The sequence below is a fragment of the Pseudomonas sp. LAP_36 genome (assembly GCF_019456785.1).
GTDB lineage: Bacteria > Pseudomonadota > Gammaproteobacteria > Pseudomonadales > Pseudomonadaceae > Aquipseudomonas > Aquipseudomonas tritici.
Genome location: NZ_JAHZMS010000003.1, coordinates 360,882 through 377,604, shown reverse-complemented (window position 1 = coordinate 377,604; position 16,723 = coordinate 360,882). Strand labels below are relative to the sequence as shown.

Genomic DNA, 16,723 nt, shown 5'->3' with positions numbered 1-16,723 from the left:
CTCAGCCTTTCTTGTTGTCGAACGTCGCCTTGACGATCTCGCCGATACCGCCGACCGCACCGATCACCTGGCTGGCTTCCAGCGGCATCAGGATGACCTTGCTGTTGTTGGCGGACGCCAGCTTGCCCAGTGCGTCGATGTATTTTTGCGCGACGAAGTAGTTGATGGCTTGAACGTTACCGGTGGCGATCGCCTCGGAAACGACTTGAGTCGCACGAGCCTCAGCTTCAGCCTGACGTTCACGGGCTTCAGACTCCAGGAACGCAGCTTGGCGCCCACCTTCGGCCTCAAGAATTTGTGCCTGCTTCTTGCCTTCTGCTGTCAGGATCGCCGACGCCCGCAGGCCTTCGGCCTCCAGGATCTGCGCGCGCTTGATCCGCTCGGCTTTCATCTGGCCAGACATGGCTGCCATCAGGTCGGCGGGCGGGCTGATGTCCTTGATCTCGATACGGGTGATCTTGATGCCCCATGGCGCAGTAGCTTCATCAACGGTGCGCAACAGTTTTTCGTTGATACCGTCACGCTGGCTGAGCATGGCATCCAGCTCCATGGAGCCGAGCACAGTACGGATATTGGTTTGCAGCAGGTTGCGGATGGCGTGTTCGAGGTTATTGACCTCATAGGCCGCCTGGGCGGTGTTGACCACCTGGAAGAAGCACACGGCGTCGATCTGCACGGTGGCGTTGTCGGCTGTGATCACTTCCTGGGGCGGGATGTCCAGCACGCTCTCCATCACGTTGATCTTGCGACCGATGCGGTCCATGACCGGGATGATGATGTTCAGGCCAGGCTTGAGAGTGTTGGTGTATCGGCCAAAACGCTCGACTGTCCACTGGTACCCTTGGGGGACGACCTTGAAGCCCATGAACAGGATGGCGATGGCCAAGCCCACAAAAAGAAGCAGTACGGTTCCGATCTGCATAGCGATTCCCTATCTGATGGTGTCAGTGAAACGACGTTCGGCCGATTGTAACGGTGTTGTCACCGATAAGAACGGTTTCACCGCGTAACAAACAAAGGATTTGTTACCGAATCCCCAGGGGTCACCCGCAATACTTCCGCGATGGTGGTCAGCCCCGCTTCGACTTTTTGCATGCCAGCGCTGCGCAGGCTGCACATGCCTTGTGCAACCGCTGCCTGGCGCAGGGCCTGCACGTCGGCGCCGGGCGTGATCAGCGCCTTGAGCTCTTCGTTCAACACCATGATTTCGTAAACGCCGGCTCGCCCCCGAAAACCACTGTTTCGACATTCAACGCACCCGACGGCCTCATGAACCTCACCCAGCGCACGTTTGCAGTGAGGGCACAAAACCCGCACCAACCGCTGCGCCATTACGCCCAGCAAGGTGGCCTTGATCAAATAGTGAGCAATGCCTAGCTCCTGCAAGCGGCTGATGGCGCTGGGTGCATCGTTGGTATGGAGTGTGGATAGCACCAAGTGCCCGGTCAGCGCGGCCTGGATCGCCATTTCAGCGGTTTCCTGGTCGCGGATTTCACCGATCATGATGATGTCCGGGTCCTGGCGCAGCAGGGCGCGGATGCCGCTGGCAAAGGTCAGGTCGATGTTGTGTTGCACCTGCATCTGGTTGAACGCGGGTTCGACCATCTCGATCGGGTCTTCCACGGTGCACAGGTTGACCTCCCGGGTCGCCAGTTGCCTGAGCGTGGTGTACAGGGTGCTGGTCTTGCCCGAACCCGTAGGGCCGGTGACCAGGATGATGCCGTTGGTCTGGCCAGTCATGGCGAGCCAGCGTTGTTGGTCCTCACTCGACAGACCCAACTGGTCAAAGCCCTTGAGCAGCACCTGAGGGTCGAAAATCCGCATCACCAGTTTCTCGCCAAATGCTGTCGGCAGGGTGGAAAGGCGCAGCTCGACTTCCGCCCCCGCCGGGCTTTTGGTTTTGACCCGGCCATCCTGTGGCCTGCGTTTTTCCGCCACGTTCATGCGGCCCAGGCTCTTCAGGCGGCTGACCACGGCCATCGTGACCTGGGGCGGAAACTGATAGACGTCATGCAGCAGTCCATCGATGCGAAAGCGCACACGGCCCTGTTCACGGCACGGTTCAATATGGATATCACTGGCGCGCTGGGCAAAGGCGTACTGCAGCAGCCAGTCGACGATATTGACGATATGCGCGTCGTTGGCATCAGGCTCCTGGTCGCTGGCGCCAAGGTTGAGCAGGTCCACATTGCCAGGCGCCGCGACCTTTTGATCGGCGCCGCTGACGGACTTCGCCAGCCGGTAAAACTCGCCGATACAGCGGGCGATGTCCTGGGGGTTGGCGACCACTCGCTTGATCGAGCGCTTGAGCACCTGGGCGAGCCCGGCCTCCCAACTGGTGACGTGGGGCTGGGCGCTGGCGACGGTGACGGTCTGTGCGTCCACCGCCACCGCCAGTATGGCGTGGCGTTGAGCGAAGGCGTGGGACATCAGCGGCACGACCGTCGCCACGTCGATCTTCAACGGGTCGATACGCAAGTAAGGTTGCCCGGCATGCTGGGCCAGCCATTCGGTCAGGGTTTCCAGGTTGGGGCCAAGGGCTGCGATGCTTTCCAAGGGATGCTGGGTGTTACTGGCCGGCAGCGCTGACAAGCGTTGCGCAACCTCGGGTGTGATCAGTTTTCCGTCGACCAAAGCCGGCAACAGCTGATGCAATTCCAATCGTTGGTCAACGGGCATGAAGATTTTCCTGGGGGGGCAGTGGGCGTTAATCCCAGGCTAGCCAGCCCCTGATTATCTGCCTCCCAGGGTGTATTGCAGATTTTTACCGAGCGCCCGCCACCATCGCTTGAGGCCCCGCAGAGTCAGCCGACCACACATTCAGCTCGCACACGTTGATCAGGTTTCGAATCTTTTCACCGATCACCTGGGCGCGGTGCCAGCTCAGGCCGTCCATCACGATGCCGATGTTCAGCACGTCATCCTCCCTGTTCACTGTGACGTGTCGCGGCGTCAAAAACTGCAGCGCGAAATAGTTGAGCACTCGGCACAGCGCATCCGGCTCCGCCTCGGCGACGATCTGGTAATGCGCCTGGCAATGGGCGCTGTTGGTGGCCCACGCATCGGAGCGAGTGACAGGGGGAGTGATCTCGACGGCGTGCATGGGAAAGCTCCATATTTGACTGGAGAAATTTTTACATTCGCTGTGGGAGATTTCTTATCTAAGATGAGCCTGTTTTGCGAATAATCGAATCAATCAATTCAAGAAAAGCACCTTAGAAGGTATTTATATGCACAGCGAGCTGGACGCCTACGACCGCCGTATCCTGGCCCTGCTGCAAGAAGACGCCTCGCTCTCCAGTGCGCAAGTTGCCGAGCAGGTGGGCCTGTCCCAGTCGCCGTGCTGGCGGCGCATCCAGCGGCTCAAGGAAGAGGGGGTGATCCGCGGCCAGGTCACCTTGCTCGATCGCAAGAAGATCGGTCTCAACACGCAGATATTCGCCGAAGTCAAACTCAACGCCCACGGCCGTTCCAACTTCACTGAGTTCACCGACGCGATTCGCGGCTTTCCGGAAGTGCTGGAATGTTATGTGCTGATGGGGGCGGTGGATTTTCTGTTGCGCATTGTCACTTCGGACATTGAGGCGTATGAGCGGTTTTTCTTCGAGAAGCTGTCGATGGTGCCGGGGATTCAGGAGGTTAATTCGATTGTGGCGCTATCCGAGATCAAATCCACGACCAGCCTGCCAGTATTGCGCTGATCGGGCCGGCCTCATCGCGGGCAAGCCCGGCTCCCACAGGGAATGCATTCCAAATGTGGGAGCCGGGCTTGCCCGCGATTGCAATCTTACAGACGCAGCAACGTCTTCCAGGCACGGTTCTGATACACCGCAATCGCCTGATGCATCCGCGCATCCAGCGACTCATCGGTGATCGGCTGGTTGGCCAGTTGCGCCAACTTGTTCAGCTCGCCATACAGGCGGTCCAGTTCCAGAATGTCGACCACGTTACGCGCATGGTGCAGCCAGGCCTGGATGCGTTCGATACGCGGCAGTTGCTCAGCCAGGTCTTCCGGTTGCTGCTGGTAGCGCGGCAATTGCAGGGCGACTGCATCGTCGGCCAGCAGGCGTGGCAGCCAGTTGGTGATTTGCGCAGCGCCCTGGCGGTTGCCACGCACGTTGCGGTCGGCGGTCCAGGTGCGAGCCAGCAGCCAGCGCGAGGCGCTCAGTGAGAACTGGCCCCAGCGCACGTCTTCCAACTCTTCGACGAACTGCTCAGGCGCAGCTTTGCGGATGTCTTCATCGTCGTCACCGGCTTGTACCAGTGGGCGCCAGTCTTCCAGAAGAGCATCGAGTGCGCTGCGCAGTTCGCTGGTGGATTGACGCGGTGCGGCCTGGCCGAGGCTGCCGATCAGGGCGCGCAGTTCGCCGAGGGTGTCGACCCAGTTTTGCAACAGGCGCCAGTGGCCATTGAAACGGTATTGCTCGGCCAGGCGTTGGCTGCTGCCGAGCAGGTGCCACATGATCGCAGCGAAGGCATCGTCCAACGGCATCTCGGCGTGAATCTGCGGCGCTGGCAGGCTCAACGAGTAGCTGCTGGCGTCATACAAGCGATAGCCACGCTCGGCCTTGCTGATGTCGCAAGGCATCAGCGCCAGGGTCGCGGCCAGTTCGGCGGCGAGTTCCAGCAGGGCAGCCGGTTCGCCTTCGCGCAGTTCCAGTTCCAGCTCGCAGATTTCTTCTTTCTGCTTGCCGACTACCACGTGACCCAGGTCCAAAGCGGCTTCGATTACCACCTTGGCTTTGCCACGGCCCCAGGCGATTTCGGCGCGTTCACGCACGAAGTCGGTGGTGAAGATCGGCTTGAGGGTCTTTTTGTCCAGCTCGGCCAGTTGCTCGGGCCAGCATTCGCCGTCGAGTTTCTTCACGTCGAGCTTGGCTTTGGGCAGGTCCCAGTTGTATTCGTTACGTTCCGACAAGCCGGCGATGCTCTGACCGCGGGTCTTGAGGGTCTGGATGATGTCGTCACCGTCCTTGCGCAGGCGCAAGGCGACTTTGGCCTGGGCCAGGTCGCGTTCGGGGGTGTCGAAATACTGGTTCATCAACTCACGGCGTTCCCAGCCACTTTTGTTGCGTTTTTTCAGTAGCGGGTGCTCACGCAGCGCAGCGAGTGTTTCGCGGCTGACGCGGAGCTTGATTTCGGTTTCTTTCTGCATGGCCGGAAAATCCAGGATCGGGAGCGCAGCCGGGAAAAAGAGTGGCTGCCAAGGTCGTGCAGTGTACAGGACTGAGCCCGGCAACGTGCCGCAACGGTTTATTGTGTCGTGCAGATGGCTCTATAGTGGGGCTCATCCGTGAAGTTGAGAGACCGCGCATGCCGTTACCCTCCATGAAAGAGCAGTTTGCCGCGCTGATTGCCGCGCCTTCGGTCAGTTGCACCCAAGCGGCTCTCGACCAGACCAACCGCCCGGTGATCGATTTGCTCGCCAGTTGGCTGGGTGACCTGGGTTTCGCCATCGACATCCAGCAAGTCAGCCCTGGCAAGTTCAACCTGCTCGCCAGTTACGGCAGCGGCCCCGGTGGGCTGGTGCTGGCCGGTCATAGCGATACCGTCCCTTATGACGCCGCGCTGTGGAAGACTGATCCGCTCAAACTGACGGAAGTCGACGGCCGCTGGGTAGGACTGGGCAGTTGTGACATGAAGGGCTTTTTTGCTCTGGCGATCGAGGCGGTGCTGCCGCTATTGGATCAACCGTTCAAGCAACCGCTGCTGATTCTCGCCACCTGCGATGAAGAAAGCTCCATGTCCGGCGCCCGCGCGCTGGCCGAGGCAGGGCGCCCGTTGGGCCGCGCGGCGGTGATCGGTGAGCCGACTGGGCTCAAGCCGATCCGCCTGCACAAAGGCGTGATGATGGAGCGCATCGATATCCTCGGCCAGAGTGGCCATTCGTCGGACCCAAGCCTGGGCCACAGCGCCCTCGAAGCCATGCATGACGCCATGGGCGAACTGCGCGGGTTGCGCCTGGCCTGGCAACGTGAGTACCGCAATCCGCAATTCAGCGTGCCGCAGCCGACCCTGAATTTTGGCTGCATCCATGGCGGGGACAACCCCAACCGCATCTGCGGCCAGTGTTCCCTGGAGTTCGACCTGCGGCCCTTGCCGGGCATGGACCCGCAAGTGTTGCGCGCGGCCATCCGGCAGAAGCTTGAGCCCTTGGCCGAGCGGCATAAGGTCAAGATTGACTACGCGCCGTTGTTCCCCGAGGTGCCGCCGTTTGAGCAAGCCGAAGACGCCGAGCTGGTGCGGGTTGCGGAACGATTGACCGGTCATCGTGCTGAAGCAGTAGCGTTCGGCACCGAAGCGCCTTATCTTCAGCGCCTTGGTTGTGAAACCCTGGTACTTGGCCCTGGCGACATCGCTTGCGCCCATCAGCCGGGCGAGTACCTCGAAATGTCACGCTTGACGCCTACAGTGCGTCTATTGCGGGAACTGATCGAACATTACTGCCTGAAACCTGCATAAATTAACCTCTGCCCATTCGTACATAAGGAGAGTGAGCGTGTCGCCAAGCCTGTTCCGACGATAACCATCAGCCCGCTGTGCGCTTTCACGATTCATCCTTTTTCGGCTGCTTTTTATTACAGGCCCAGGTTCTATGCCCGACTACGTTAATTGGCTTCGTCACGCGTCCCCTTACATCAACGCCCACCGCGACTGCACCTTTGTAGTTATGCTGCCCGGCGATGGTGTGGAACATCCCAACTTCGGCAATATCGTCCACGACCTGGTGCTGCTCCACAGCTTGGGCGTGCGGCTGGTGCTGGTGCACGGTTCGCGCCCGCAGATCGAAGTGCGCCTTGAAGCGCGTGGCCTGACCCCTACTTACCACGAAGGCATGCGCATCACCGACGCGGCGACGCTGGAGTGCGTGATCGACGCGGTCGGCCACCTGCGTATCGCCATTGAAGCGCGCCTGTCGATGGACATGGCCTCGTCGCCGATGCAGGGCTCGCGCCTGCGTGTGACCAGCGGCAACTTCGTGACCGCGCGCCCTATCGGCGTATTGGACGGCGTGGACTATCACCACACCGGCGAAGTGCGCCGGGTCGACCGCAAGGGTATCAACCGCCTGCTGGACGAGCGCTCCATCGTGCTGTTGTCGCCGCTGGGGTATTCGCCCACTGGTGAGATCTTCAACCTGGCCTGCGAAGACGTCGCCACGCGCGCCGCCATCGACTTGGGTGCCGACAAGCTGCTGCTGTTCGGCGCCGACTTGGGCCTGATCGATGAAAATGGTCGCCTGGTGCGTGAACTGCGCCCGCAACAAGTGCCGGCCCACCTGCAGCGCCTGGGTAGCAACTACCAGGCCGAATTGCTCGACGCCGCCGCAGAAGCTTGCCGGGGTGGAGTAGGGCGCAGCCATATCGTCAGCTACGCCGAAGACGGCGCTTTGCTCACCGAGCTGTTTACCCGTGACGGCGGCGGTACGCTGGTGGCCCAGGAGCAATTTGAACTGGTGCGCGAAGCGGCGATTGAAGACGTGGGCGGCTTGCTCGACCTGATCAGCCCGCTGGAAGAGCAGGGGATCCTGGTGCGCCGTTCGCGGGAAGTGCTGGAGCGTGAGATCGAGCAGTTCAGCGTGGTTGAGCGCGAAGGCATGATCATCGCGTGTGCAGCGCTGTATCAGATCGCGGATTCGGATGCGGGTGAGCTGGCGTGCCTGGCAGTGAACCCGGAATATCGCCACGGTGCGCGGGGTGATGTGTTGCTGGAGCGCATCCAGACCCGAGCGCGGGCGCAGGGCTTGAAGACGTTGTTTGTCCTCACCACCCGTACCGCCCACTGGTTCCGTGAGCGGGGGTTTGTACCGAGCAGCGTGGATCGTCTGCCGTCGGCGCGGGCTTCGCTGTACAACTACCAGCGTAATTCGAAGATTTTTGAGAAGGCGTTGTAGGCCCGATTTCGGCGGTCAAGCAGGTCAACGTGTGAGAGGGGGCTTGCTCCCGATGGCGGAGTGTCAGTCGATAGTACTTGACTGGCTCACCGCTATCGGAAGCAAGCCCCTTCTCATTTCTATTCCTTCAGAAGTATTGATCAGGGCCGATACGATGGCAGGCACACCGTGAAACCAGCGGTGTTGACATCAAAAGAAAGTATTAGCGATACAAAAACTGTAACAAATTGACGGGAGGATGTGCGTTTAGCCATCATGGCGTCGCTTTTTTGATCGTGAGTGACGTATGAAACCGTACAGTCAGACTAAACGGTCTAAAAATTCGCTGGTAAATACCCTTTAGGAATAGCTTTTGTAACGTTCAGTCAACGTAGATTGGCTCGTATCACGAAAATGCTTATTCCTGAATCGTATTAAAAAGAATGAAATAATTCTTTTTGGGTGTATGAAAAACTCATTACCCTGCAGGGACCAAATCAACTGCAGTTAGACGAAGGTAGTAGACACACAAGGTTACGATTGACTTGTCAGTCACTATGCGGTGCTAATCGCGCATCTGTGGATCGAGGGCGTCAGACCCGAGACCAAAGAAATACAAAAATTAGAAATGAGAGGAGCGGTACATGAAGAAGTCCACCTTGGCTTTGGCTGTAGCTTTGGGCGCAATCGCCCAGCAAGCAGGCGCTGCCGGTTTCATCGAAGACAGCAAGGCCACCCTGGGTCTGCGTAACTTTTACATCAACACGGATAACCGTGACGACGCCACCAAAGCGGCCGGCGCGCAGAACAAGCAGGAGGAGTGGGGCCAGGCTTTCGACCTGCGTTTCATCTCCGGCTACACCCAAGGCACCGTGGGCTTCGGTCTTGACGCTATCGGCCTGCTGGGCGTGCGTCTGGATTCGGGCGGCGGCACCAACGGCGCCAGCGGCCGCACCGCTACCAACGCTGGTTCGTACGGCGGCACGGTTTTCCCGAGCAAGTCCAACGGCGAAGCTGTTGATAACTACTCCAGTCTGGGTCTGACTGCCAAAGCCAAGATCTCCCAGACCGAACTGAAATTGGGCACGCTGCAACCTAAGTTGCCAGTAATCGTGACCAACGACGGTCGCCTGCTGCCGCAGACCTTCCAAGGTGGCCAGATCACTTCTGGCGACATCAAGGACCTGACACTTGTTGCCGGTCAGATCGAAAAGGCCAAAGGCCGTAACTCCAGCAACGTTGAAAACCTGTCAATCGCAGGTGCCAACGGTCGTACCGCTACTGGCCGCGACAGCAACAAGTTCTACTACGCCGGTGGTGACTACAAGATCACCAAAGACCTGACTGCCCAGTACTACTACGGCAATCTGGATCAGTTCTACAAGCAGCACTTCCTGGGCCTGCTGCACAACTGGGCGATCGGTCCTGGCGTGTTGAAAACCGACCTGCGCTACTTCAACAGCCGCGCAGATGGTAACAACAGCAACGACGCCAACTACTTCACCAGCGGTGACTACGGCACTAACGCTGCCGGTAACAACATCGTCAAGGGTAAAGTCGACAACAACCTGTACAGCGGCCTGTTCCTGTACTCGGTTGCTGGTCACACCTTCGGTGGCGGTTACCAGGTCAGCAACGGCGACAGCGACTTCCCATGGTTGAACCAAGGCGACGGCTCGTCAGCTTACCTTACCACTGACTCGCAAATCGCCAAGTTCGCCCGCGCTGGCGAACGTACCTGGCAAGCTCGCTACGCTTACGACTTCGCCAAGATTGGCGTACCTGGCCTGACCGCCGGTGTGGTTTACCTGCGTGGCGACAATATCGACACCCGCGGTAACACCGGTAATCCGCAACGCGCAACAAACGCCAATGGCGCGAACGAGTGGGAGCGTGACATCACTGTTGCCTACGTCGTACCAGAAGGTCCGCTGAAGAACGTCGGTGTAGCTTGGAAAAACGCCATGTGGCGCAACGACATTCCTGGCCAGCGTAACCAGGACGAAAACCGCCTGATCGTCAGCTACTCGCTGCCACTGTTCTAGTAGCGTGAAGCTGTTGTAACTGTGTAAAACCTTGCCCGGTGCAACACCGGGCAAGGTGTCTTACTTTCAAGTCGGGCTAAACCCCCGCAAGCCCTTCCTGAACCCCTCTGTGTACAGCGTCTCAAGGCCTTCTCGAACCTTGGAATCGATGTTGCTCCTCGCCTGCTCCCACGTCCAATGAACAGATTTTTAATATTCCTTTATCGTCTAGATAAATCGATATTTATTCTTTTTAAATAATCCGCAATCCATGCACAGTGGGATCCATAAGCACTCACCAGGAGCACCACCATGAGCCTAAGACTGGGCGATATCGCCCCCGACTTCGAGCAGGATTCCAGCGCCGGTACGATTCGTTTCCACGAATGGCTGGGCGATAGCTGGGGTGTGTTGTTTTCCCACCCAGCGGACTTCACCCCGGTGTGCACCACCGAGCTGGGCTTCACCGCCAAGCTCAAGGACGAATTTGCTCAGCGCGGCGTCAAGGCAATTGCCCTGTCGGTCGATCCGGTGGACTCGCACCACACGTGGATCGAAGACATCAACGAAACCCAGAACACCATCGTCAACTTCCCAATCCTGGCGGATGCCAATCGTAAAGTGTCCGACCTCTACGACCTGATCCACCCGAACGCCAGTGACACCCTCACCGTGCGCTCTTTGTTCGTGATCGACCCGAACAAGAAGATCCGCCTGACCATCACCTATCCGGCCAGTACCGGCCGTAACTTCCACGAAATCCTGCGGGTCATCGACTCGCTGCAGCTGACCGACAACCACAAGGTCGCCACGCCCGCCAATTGGCAGGACGGTGATGAGGTGGTGATCGTGCCGTCGCTCAAGGATGAGGAAGAGATCAAGAAGCGATTTCCGAAGGGGTATCGCGCGGTGAAACCGTATCTGCGGCTTACCCCTCAGCCTAACCGCTGATACCGAATCGCGGGCAAGCCCGCTCCCACAGGGGAATGCGATCGACTGTGGGAGCCGGGCTCGCCCGCGATGGCGTCAGTCCATGCACCACAGAATTTGAGTTATACCGAAACACATAGCAGGGGTTTTCAGGCCGTTTTTACGGCCTTTTTTTTCGCCCGGAGATTCATCACCCGCATATGCATTTAAAGAATAAACAAATGAAAAAATAAGATTTAAAGATATATAAATCTGCTGATAAGGTCTGTTCCATCTTGGCGCCATCGCCACACAGCGAACCGCTGACACCTGCTCAAGGAAATCCTGCATGTTGGTCGTAACACTTGGAGGCAGTCCCAGCCAGCGTTCGCGCTCCGGGGTGTTGCTGGATAAAACCCGTCAGTGGTTGCAAGACAAAGGCGTGGAAGTGGTGAGTTACCAGATACGGGACTTCCCGGCTGAAGACTTGCTGCACGCTCGCTTCGACAGCCCCAAGGTCATCGACCTGCTGCAACAGGTGGCGAATGCGGATGGCCTGGTGATTGCCACGCCGGTCTACAAGGCTTCGTTTTCCGGCGCGCTGAAAACCGTGCTCGACCTGCTGCCCGAACGCGCCCTGGCCCACAAGATCGTGTTGCCGATGGCGACTGGCGGCAGCATCGCCCACATGCTGGCGGTGGACTACGCCTTGAAGCCGGTGTTGTCGGCGCTGAAAGCCCAGGAATTGCTCCACGGAATTTTTGCCGAGGACAGCCAGATCGCTTATGCCGAAGGCAACGCACAAGCGCAGCTGGTGCCGGTGCTCGAACACCGGTTGCACGAAGCTCTTGAGCAGCTCCTCAGCGCCATGGCCCGTCGCCCGAAACCGCTGGACCCGCATGTGTTGAATGAACGTTTGTTGAGTGCTCGCTGGAGCATTTAAGCGGTACCCGACATCAAGTAACACTCACCTTACTCAGCCGCCAACGGCCAAGCAGGTGCAGCCAAAACCCTATTCGCATATTTGGAGAGAGCGCCATGCGCACTGTCATCTTGCGTCGTGGTCTGGTCGCACTGTTTGCTGCGGCTGTGTCCTTCGGCGCCATTGTTCAAGCTCAAGCCGCCGAGACCTTGCGTATCGGTTACCAGAAGTACGGCACGTTGGTGCTGCTCAAAGCCAAGGGCACCCTGGAAAAACGCCTGGCCGCCCAAGGCGTGAACGTGCAATGGACCGAGTTTCCCGGTGGGCCGCAATTGCTCGAGGGCCTGAACGTCGGCTCCATCGACTTCGGCGTGACCGGCGAAACCCCACCGGTGTTCGCCCAGGCGGCTGGTGCCGACTTGCTCTACGTGGCCTACGAACCGCCCGCGCCGACCAGCGAAGCGATCCTGGTGCCGAAAGATTCGCCGATCAAATCCGTGGCCGAGCTCAAGGGTAAGAAAATCGTGCTCAACAAAGGCTCCAACGTGCACTACCTGCTGGTACGTGCGCTGGAAGACGCCGGCCTGAAATACACCGACGTGCAGACCGTGTTCCTGCCGCCCGCCGATGCGCGTGCCGCCTTTGAGCGTGGCAGCGTGGATGCGTGGGTGATCTGGGACCCGTACCAGGCTGCCGCCGAGAAACAACTGCAAGCACGCACCCTGCGTGACGGTACCGGCATTGCCGACAACCATCAGTTCTACCTGGCGACCAAGCCGTACGCTGAAAAAAATCCGGAAGTGATCAAGGCGTTGATCGAAGAAGTGCGCGCCGTGGGCGAATGGTCCAAGGCCAACCCGCAGGAAGTGACTGAACAAGTCGCTCCGCTGCTCGGCCTGCCGGCTGACATCACCCTGACCTCGGTGAAACGCCAAGGCTACGGTGCGCTGTTCCTGACCCCGCAAGTGGTCGCTGCCCAGCAGAAAATCGCCGACACCTTCTACCAACTCAAATTGATCCCCAAGCCCTTGAGCATCAAGGACGTGATCTGGACACCACCCGCCGCCGTTGCCAAAGCGCCGTAATCCGATTTTTCAGGAGACAACTCCATGAGCCTCACTATTTTCTGGTTCCTGCCTACCCACGGCGACGGCCATTACCTTGGCACCGCCGAAGGCGCTCGCGCCGTTGACCACGGTTACCTGCAGCAAGTGGCCCAGGCCGCTGACCGCCTGGGGTTCGGCGGGGTGCTGATCCCTACCGGTCGCTCCTGCGAAGACTCGTGGCTGGTGGCTGCCTCGCTGATTCCGGTGACCCAGCGTCTGAAATTCCTTGTCGCGTTGCGCCCCGGGATCATTTCCCCGACGGTGGCCGCGCGTCAGGCTGCGACCCTGGATCGCCTGTCTGGCGGCCGTGCGTTGTTCAATCTGGTCACCGGTGGTGACCCGGAGGAATTGGCCGGCGACGGTCTGTTCCTCAGCCATGAAGAGCGCTACCAGGCTTCTGTGGAGTTCACCCGCATCTGGCGCCGCGTGCTGGAAGGCGAAACCGTGGATTACGACGGCGAGCACATCAGCGTCAAAGGCGCCAAGCTGCTTTACCCGCCGATCCAGCAACCACGCCCGCCGCTGTACTTCGGCGGTTCCTCCGAGGCCGCCCAGGACCTGGCTGCCGAACAAGTGGAAATGGTGCTGACCTGGGGCGAGCCACCGGCTGCCGTCGCTGAAAAGATCGAGCAGGTACGGGCCAAGGCCGCGAAGCTCGGGCGCACTGTGCGCTTTGGTATTCGCTTGCACGTGATCGTGCGTGAAACCAACGATGAGGCATGGAAAGCCGCCGACAAACTGATCTCTCATCTGGACGACGACACCATTGCTCGTGCCCAGGCCTCCCTGGCGCGTTTCGATTCCGTCGGTCAGCAACGCATGGCTGCCTTGCATGGCGGCAACCGCGACAACCTCGAAGTCAGCCCCAATCTGTGGGCCGGCGTTGGCCTTGTCCGAGGCGGCGCGGGTACGGCGCTGGTGGGCGATGGCCCAACGGTTGCTGAACGTGTGAAGGAATACGCAGCGCTCGGCATCGACACGTTTATCTTCTCTGGTTACCCACACCTGGAAGAGTCGTATCGCGTCGCCGAGCTGCTGTTCCCACACCTGGATATCGAGCGTCCCGAGCTGCCAAAAAGCGCCGGGTACGTCAGCCCGTTCGGCGAGATGGTCGCCAACGACATCCTTCCCAAAGCTGCGTCACAGAGCTGAGGCAGCGCCATGAACTTTGAAAAACTAAGCCATCGTGTGGCGCCCTGGGTACTGCCGATTCTCTTGCTGGCGGTGTGGCAGTTGTCGGTGTCGGCGGGCTGGTTGTCGACGCGCATTCTGCCGGCGCCCAGCGCCGTGATTGCAGCCGGCGTCCACCTGGTGGCCAGCGGCGAAATCTGGACACACCTGGCCATCAGCGGCTGGCGTGCGGGCCTGGGTTTTGTGATCGGCGGCAGCATCGGTCTGGCCCTGGGCTTTATCACCGGCCTGTCGGCGTGGGGCGAACGCCTGCTGGACAGCTCGGTGCAGATGATCCGCAACGTGCCGCACCTGGCGCTGATCCCGTTGGTAATCCTGTGGTTCGGCATCGACGAGACGGCGAAGGTTTTCCTGGTCGCCCTTGGCACGCTGTTCCCGATCTACCTCAACACGTATCACGGCATCCGCAATGTCGACCCGGCGCTGGTGGAAATGTCGCGCAGCTACGGCTTGTCCGGGTTCAGCCTGTTCCGTCAGGTGATCCTGCCCGGCGCGCTGCCGTCGATCCTGGTGGGGGTGCGGTTTGCCCTGGGCTTTATGTGGCTGACGCTGATCGTGGCGGAAACCATCTCGGCCAGTTCCGGTATCGGTTACCTGGCGATGAACGCCCGTGAATTCCTGCAAACCGATGTGGTGGTACTCGCGATTGTGATGTACGCGATCCTCGGCAAGCTGGCCGACCTGGCCGCGCGTGGCCTGGAGCGTGTGTGGCTGCGCTGGCACCCGGCGTATCAAGTGAATAAAGGAGGTGCGGCATGACAGCTCAACAACCCCCGCGCCTGCTGAAGGGGATTCCCTTGGCGGTGCGTAAACTGCGCAAGGCTTTTGGTGCGCGCGAAGTGCTCAAGGAAATCGACCTGCACATTCCTGCCGGCCAGTTCGTGGCCGTGGTCGGTCGCAGCGGTTGCGGCAAAAGTACGTTATTGCGCCTGCTGGCCGGCCTGGACAAAGCCAGCGGCGGCGAGCTGCTGGCCGGCTCCGCGCCGCTGAGCGAAGCGATTGAAGACACGCGGTTGATGTTCCAGGAAGCGCGCCTGCTGCCGTGGAAAAAGATTATCGATAACGTCGGCCTGGGCCTTAAAGGCAACTGGCGCCCCAAAGCGCTGGAAGCCCTGGAAGCAGTCGGCCTCGCCGAACGCGCCAATGAGTGGCCGGCGGCGCTGTCCGGTGGGCAGAAGCAACGCGTGGCCCTGGCGCGCGCCTTGGTCCATCAACCGCGCCTGCTGTTGCTTGACGAGCCCTTGGGCGCGCTGGATGCCCTGACTCGTATCGAGATGCAGCAACTGATCGAAAACCTCTGGCAGAAGCACGGCTTTACCGTGTTGCTGGTGACCCACGATGTCAGCGAAGCCGTGGCCATTGCCGACCGGGTGATCCTGATCGAAGACGGCGAAATCGGCCTCGACCTGATCGTCGACCTGCCACGCCCACGGGCCCGCGGCTCGCATCGCTTGGCGGCGCTGGAAGCCGAAGTGCTCAACCGTGTGTTGTCGTTACCCGGCACGCCGCCGGAACCTGAACCTGTTTCACCGCTGCCTACGCAATTGCGTTGGGCTCAATAACTCACTTGTCCTACGAAGAGAGAACACCATGACTATTAAAGCCATCAACGTGCGTAACCAGTTCAAAGGCACGATCAAGGAAATCGTCGAAGGCGACGTGCTGTCGGAAATCGATGTGCAAACGGCGTCCGGCATCGTTACTTCGGTAATCACTACTCGCTCGGTCAAAGAGCTGGAGCTGGTGATTGGCAGCGAAGTGATTGCCTTTGTTAAGTCCACCGAGGTGTCGATTGCCAAGTTGTAATTGGCGTTGTTCTTGAGGCCGCTATCGCAGGCAAGCCAGCTCCCACATTTGACCGAGTTCCAAGGTTGGAATGCATTCAAATGTGGGAGCTGGCTTGCCTGCGATAGAGCCGGCCCTGTCAAACCAGGACTTGGCGCTTAGGCAAATACGCCGGCAAATAAAGCCCCACATACGCATCAAACACCCGCATCCCTTCCTCCGCCATGCGCGGCGTAATCAACCCATGTTGATGCACTGAGCGCGCATACACGCGGTCGCTCAGCTCCAGCGCTAACGCAAACACATCCACATCGCTGGGCAACGTCGGCACTTCAAAGTGACGGTTGAACACGGTGAGCATCAGGTCGCCCAATTCCAGATCATGCTGACGGTCGGCCTGGGTCACTTCGGTGAGCCCGTGCTGCGCCAGGATCAACTGTCGCGCGGCGGCGTCATGATCATAGATGGTGAGCATGCGCTGTTCGACGATGCAGGACAGGTCGCGCCAGTGTTTGAGTGAGTCATGCTCGATGGGTGCCTGGATGGCTGCCCGGAATGCGGCGTGCACGTCTGCGGTCAACGCCTCCAGCAATGCCGGCACGCTGGCGAAGAAGTGATAGACCGACGAAGGGGGAATCTGCGCCCGTTCGGCCACGCTGTAGATCGACAAACCGGCCACGCCTTCAGCGGCCAGCAAGGTGCGGGCGGCGTCGAGGATCGCGTCGATCCGGGCCTGGCTACGGGCGCGGGGTTTGCGAGGGGCGGCGGGACGGGTGGTCATGGAAGTCTCCTACAAGGCAGCGGGCATTGTATGAGCAGGGAGGTGTGTTGTCTGCCAGGCCGCCTTCGCGAGCAAGCCCGCTCCCACATTCGAACCGGTTTCTTCAGGAGAACTCGGTCAAATGTGGGAGCG

The 16,723-nt window shown here is 59.7% G+C and carries 17 protein-coding genes; 11 read left to right on the top strand and 6 right to left on the bottom strand.

The features are described from left to right. Position 1: 1 nt before the first annotated feature. The 3 genes from JBO08_RS12825 to JBO08_RS12815 form a co-directional block, all read right to left on the bottom strand. Positions 2–922 carry an SPFH domain-containing protein gene (locus JBO08_RS12825; protein WP_046381704.1) on the bottom strand — a complete coding sequence of 307 codons (921 nt, stop codon included), beginning with the start codon at positions 920–922 and terminating at the stop codon, positions 2–4. Between the two features lie 77 nt (positions 923–999). Beyond that, positions 1,000–2,679 carry a GspE/PulE family protein gene (locus tag JBO08_RS12820; protein WP_220074674.1) on the bottom strand — a complete coding sequence of 560 codons (1,680 nt, stop codon included), beginning with the start codon at positions 2,677–2,679 and terminating at the stop codon, positions 1,000–1,002. A gap of 85 nt (positions 2,680–2,764) precedes the next feature. Further along, positions 2,765–3,103 (bottom strand): hypothetical protein, encoded by a 339-nt coding sequence (locus JBO08_RS12815; protein WP_220074675.1) that lies wholly within the window; start codon positions 3,101–3,103, stop codon positions 2,765–2,767. 127 nt (positions 3,104–3,230) lie between these two features. Between JBO08_RS12815 and JBO08_RS12810 the strand changes: the two genes are divergently transcribed. After that, entirely contained in the window at positions 3,231–3,701 is a 471-nt protein-coding gene (locus JBO08_RS12810; protein ID WP_220074676.1) for an Lrp/AsnC family transcriptional regulator, read from the top strand. Between the two features lie 86 nt (positions 3,702–3,787). Here the strand turns inward: JBO08_RS12810 and JBO08_RS12805 are convergent, their stop codons facing one another. Then, complete coding sequence (locus JBO08_RS12805) at positions 3,788–5,155, bottom strand: inorganic triphosphatase (protein WP_220074677.1); 1,368 nt, start codon at positions 5,153–5,155, stop codon at positions 3,788–3,790. 158 nt (positions 5,156–5,313) lie between these two features. On the opposite strand from JBO08_RS12805, the gene argE reads away from it, so the two are divergent. From argE to JBO08_RS12785, 4 genes are all read left to right on the top strand, one after another. Beyond that, positions 5,314–6,462, top strand: a complete 1,149-nt coding sequence (argE, locus tag JBO08_RS12800; protein ID WP_065874427.1) for an acetylornithine deacetylase — start codon at positions 5,314–5,316, stop codon at positions 6,460–6,462. A gap of 133 nt (positions 6,463–6,595) precedes the next feature. Then, positions 6,596–7,894, top strand: coding sequence for an amino-acid N-acetyltransferase (argA, locus tag JBO08_RS12795; RefSeq protein WP_049711030.1), 1,299 nt, complete (start codon positions 6,596–6,598; stop codon positions 7,892–7,894). Between the two features lie 623 nt (positions 7,895–8,517). Further along, entirely contained in the window at positions 8,518–9,918 is a 1,401-nt protein-coding gene (locus tag JBO08_RS12790; RefSeq protein ID WP_116626900.1) for an OprD family porin, read from the top strand. A 291-nt stretch (positions 9,919–10,209) separates the two neighbouring features. Further along, positions 10,210–10,848 carry a peroxiredoxin gene (locus tag JBO08_RS12785; RefSeq protein WP_065880219.1) on the top strand — a complete coding sequence of 213 codons (639 nt, stop codon included), beginning with the start codon at positions 10,210–10,212 and terminating at the stop codon, positions 10,846–10,848. A gap of 75 nt (positions 10,849–10,923) precedes the next feature. Here JBO08_RS12785 and JBO08_RS12780 read toward each other — a convergent pair whose 3' ends face one another. Further along, positions 10,924–11,157, bottom strand: a complete 234-nt coding sequence (locus JBO08_RS12780) for a hypothetical protein (protein WP_220074678.1) — start codon at positions 11,155–11,157, stop codon at positions 10,924–10,926. Between JBO08_RS12780 and ssuE the strand changes: the two genes are divergently transcribed. From ssuE to JBO08_RS12750, 6 genes are all read left to right on the top strand, one after another. Beyond that, positions 11,156–11,749 carry an NADPH-dependent FMN reductase gene (gene ssuE, locus JBO08_RS12775; RefSeq protein WP_220074679.1) on the top strand — a complete coding sequence of 198 codons (594 nt, stop codon included), beginning with the start codon at positions 11,156–11,158 and terminating at the stop codon, positions 11,747–11,749. The genes JBO08_RS12780 and ssuE overlap by 2 nt on opposite strands. Positions 11,750–11,844: 95 nt before the next feature. Next, complete coding sequence (locus tag JBO08_RS12770) at positions 11,845–12,813, top strand: sulfonate ABC transporter substrate-binding protein (protein WP_065874423.1); 969 nt, start codon at positions 11,845–11,847, stop codon at positions 12,811–12,813. A 24-nt stretch (positions 12,814–12,837) separates the two neighbouring features. After that, positions 12,838–13,986, top strand: a complete 1,149-nt coding sequence (ssuD, locus tag JBO08_RS12765; RefSeq protein ID WP_065874422.1) for an FMNH2-dependent alkanesulfonate monooxygenase — start codon at positions 12,838–12,840, stop codon at positions 13,984–13,986. A 9-nt stretch (positions 13,987–13,995) separates the two neighbouring features. Next, the gene (gene ssuC, locus JBO08_RS12760) at positions 13,996–14,784 is read left to right on the top strand and encodes an aliphatic sulfonate ABC transporter permease SsuC (protein ID WP_220074680.1); all 789 of its coding nucleotides are present in this window, start codon (positions 13,996–13,998) and stop codon (positions 14,782–14,784) included. Then, positions 14,781–15,587, top strand: coding sequence for an aliphatic sulfonates ABC transporter ATP-binding protein (ssuB, locus tag JBO08_RS12755; protein WP_065880217.1), 807 nt, complete (start codon positions 14,781–14,783; stop codon positions 15,585–15,587). The genes ssuC and ssuB overlap by 4 nt, the downstream gene beginning before the upstream one ends. Positions 15,588–15,615: 28 nt before the next feature. Further along, positions 15,616–15,831: a molybdopterin-binding protein gene (locus JBO08_RS12750; RefSeq protein ID WP_003213899.1), complete on the top strand. Its 216-nt coding sequence runs from the start codon at positions 15,616–15,618 to the stop codon at positions 15,829–15,831. Between the two features lie 118 nt (positions 15,832–15,949). On the opposite strand, the gene JBO08_RS12745 is transcribed toward JBO08_RS12750, so the two are convergent. Beyond that, positions 15,950–16,591: a TetR/AcrR family transcriptional regulator gene (locus JBO08_RS12745; protein WP_065874420.1), complete on the bottom strand. Its 642-nt coding sequence runs from the start codon at positions 16,589–16,591 to the stop codon at positions 15,950–15,952. Positions 16,592–16,723 lie beyond the last annotated feature (132 nt).

What these genes read in the sequence shown, in the direction of transcription:
- JBO08_RS12780 (WP_220074678.1), bottom strand. Translation starts at nt 11,157, where the DNA reads ATGCAGGATTTCCTTGAGCAGGTGTCAGCGGTTCGCTGTGTGGCGATG.
- ssuC (WP_220074680.1), top strand. Translation starts at nt 13,996, where the DNA reads ATGAACTTTGAAAAACTAAGCCATCGTGTGGCGCCCTGGGTACTGCCG.
- JBO08_RS12815 (WP_220074675.1), bottom strand. Translation starts at nt 3,103, where the DNA reads ATGCACGCCGTCGAGATCACTCCCCCTGTCACTCGCTCCGATGCGTGG.
- JBO08_RS12750 (WP_003213899.1), top strand. Translation starts at nt 15,616, where the DNA reads ATGACTATTAAAGCCATCAACGTGCGTAACCAGTTCAAAGGCACGATC.
- JBO08_RS12785 (WP_065880219.1), top strand. Translation starts at nt 10,210, where the DNA reads ATGAGCCTAAGACTGGGCGATATCGCCCCCGACTTCGAGCAGGATTCC.
- ssuD (WP_065874422.1), top strand. Translation starts at nt 12,838, where the DNA reads ATGAGCCTCACTATTTTCTGGTTCCTGCCTACCCACGGCGACGGCCAT.
- JBO08_RS12745 (WP_065874420.1), bottom strand. Translation starts at nt 16,591, where the DNA reads ATGACCACCCGTCCCGCCGCCCCTCGCAAACCCCGCGCCCGTAGCCAG.
- ssuB (WP_065880217.1), top strand. Translation starts at nt 14,781, where the DNA reads ATGACAGCTCAACAACCCCCGCGCCTGCTGAAGGGGATTCCCTTGGCG.
- JBO08_RS12810 (WP_220074676.1), top strand. Translation starts at nt 3,231, where the DNA reads ATGCACAGCGAGCTGGACGCCTACGACCGCCGTATCCTGGCCCTGCTG.
- JBO08_RS12820 (WP_220074674.1), bottom strand. Translation starts at nt 2,679, where the DNA reads ATGCCCGTTGACCAACGATTGGAATTGCATCAGCTGTTGCCGGCTTTG.
- JBO08_RS12825 (WP_046381704.1), bottom strand. Translation starts at nt 922, where the DNA reads ATGCAGATCGGAACCGTACTGCTTCTTTTTGTGGGCTTGGCCATCGCC.
- JBO08_RS12805 (WP_220074677.1), bottom strand. Translation starts at nt 5,155, where the DNA reads ATGCAGAAAGAAACCGAAATCAAGCTCCGCGTCAGCCGCGAAACACTC.
- JBO08_RS12790 (WP_116626900.1), top strand. Translation starts at nt 8,518, where the DNA reads ATGAAGAAGTCCACCTTGGCTTTGGCTGTAGCTTTGGGCGCAATCGCC.
- JBO08_RS12770 (WP_065874423.1), top strand. Translation starts at nt 11,845, where the DNA reads ATGCGCACTGTCATCTTGCGTCGTGGTCTGGTCGCACTGTTTGCTGCG.
- argE (WP_065874427.1), top strand. Translation starts at nt 5,314, where the DNA reads ATGCCGTTACCCTCCATGAAAGAGCAGTTTGCCGCGCTGATTGCCGCG.
- argA (WP_049711030.1), top strand. Translation starts at nt 6,596, where the DNA reads ATGCCCGACTACGTTAATTGGCTTCGTCACGCGTCCCCTTACATCAAC.
- ssuE (WP_220074679.1), top strand. Translation starts at nt 11,156, where the DNA reads ATGTTGGTCGTAACACTTGGAGGCAGTCCCAGCCAGCGTTCGCGCTCC.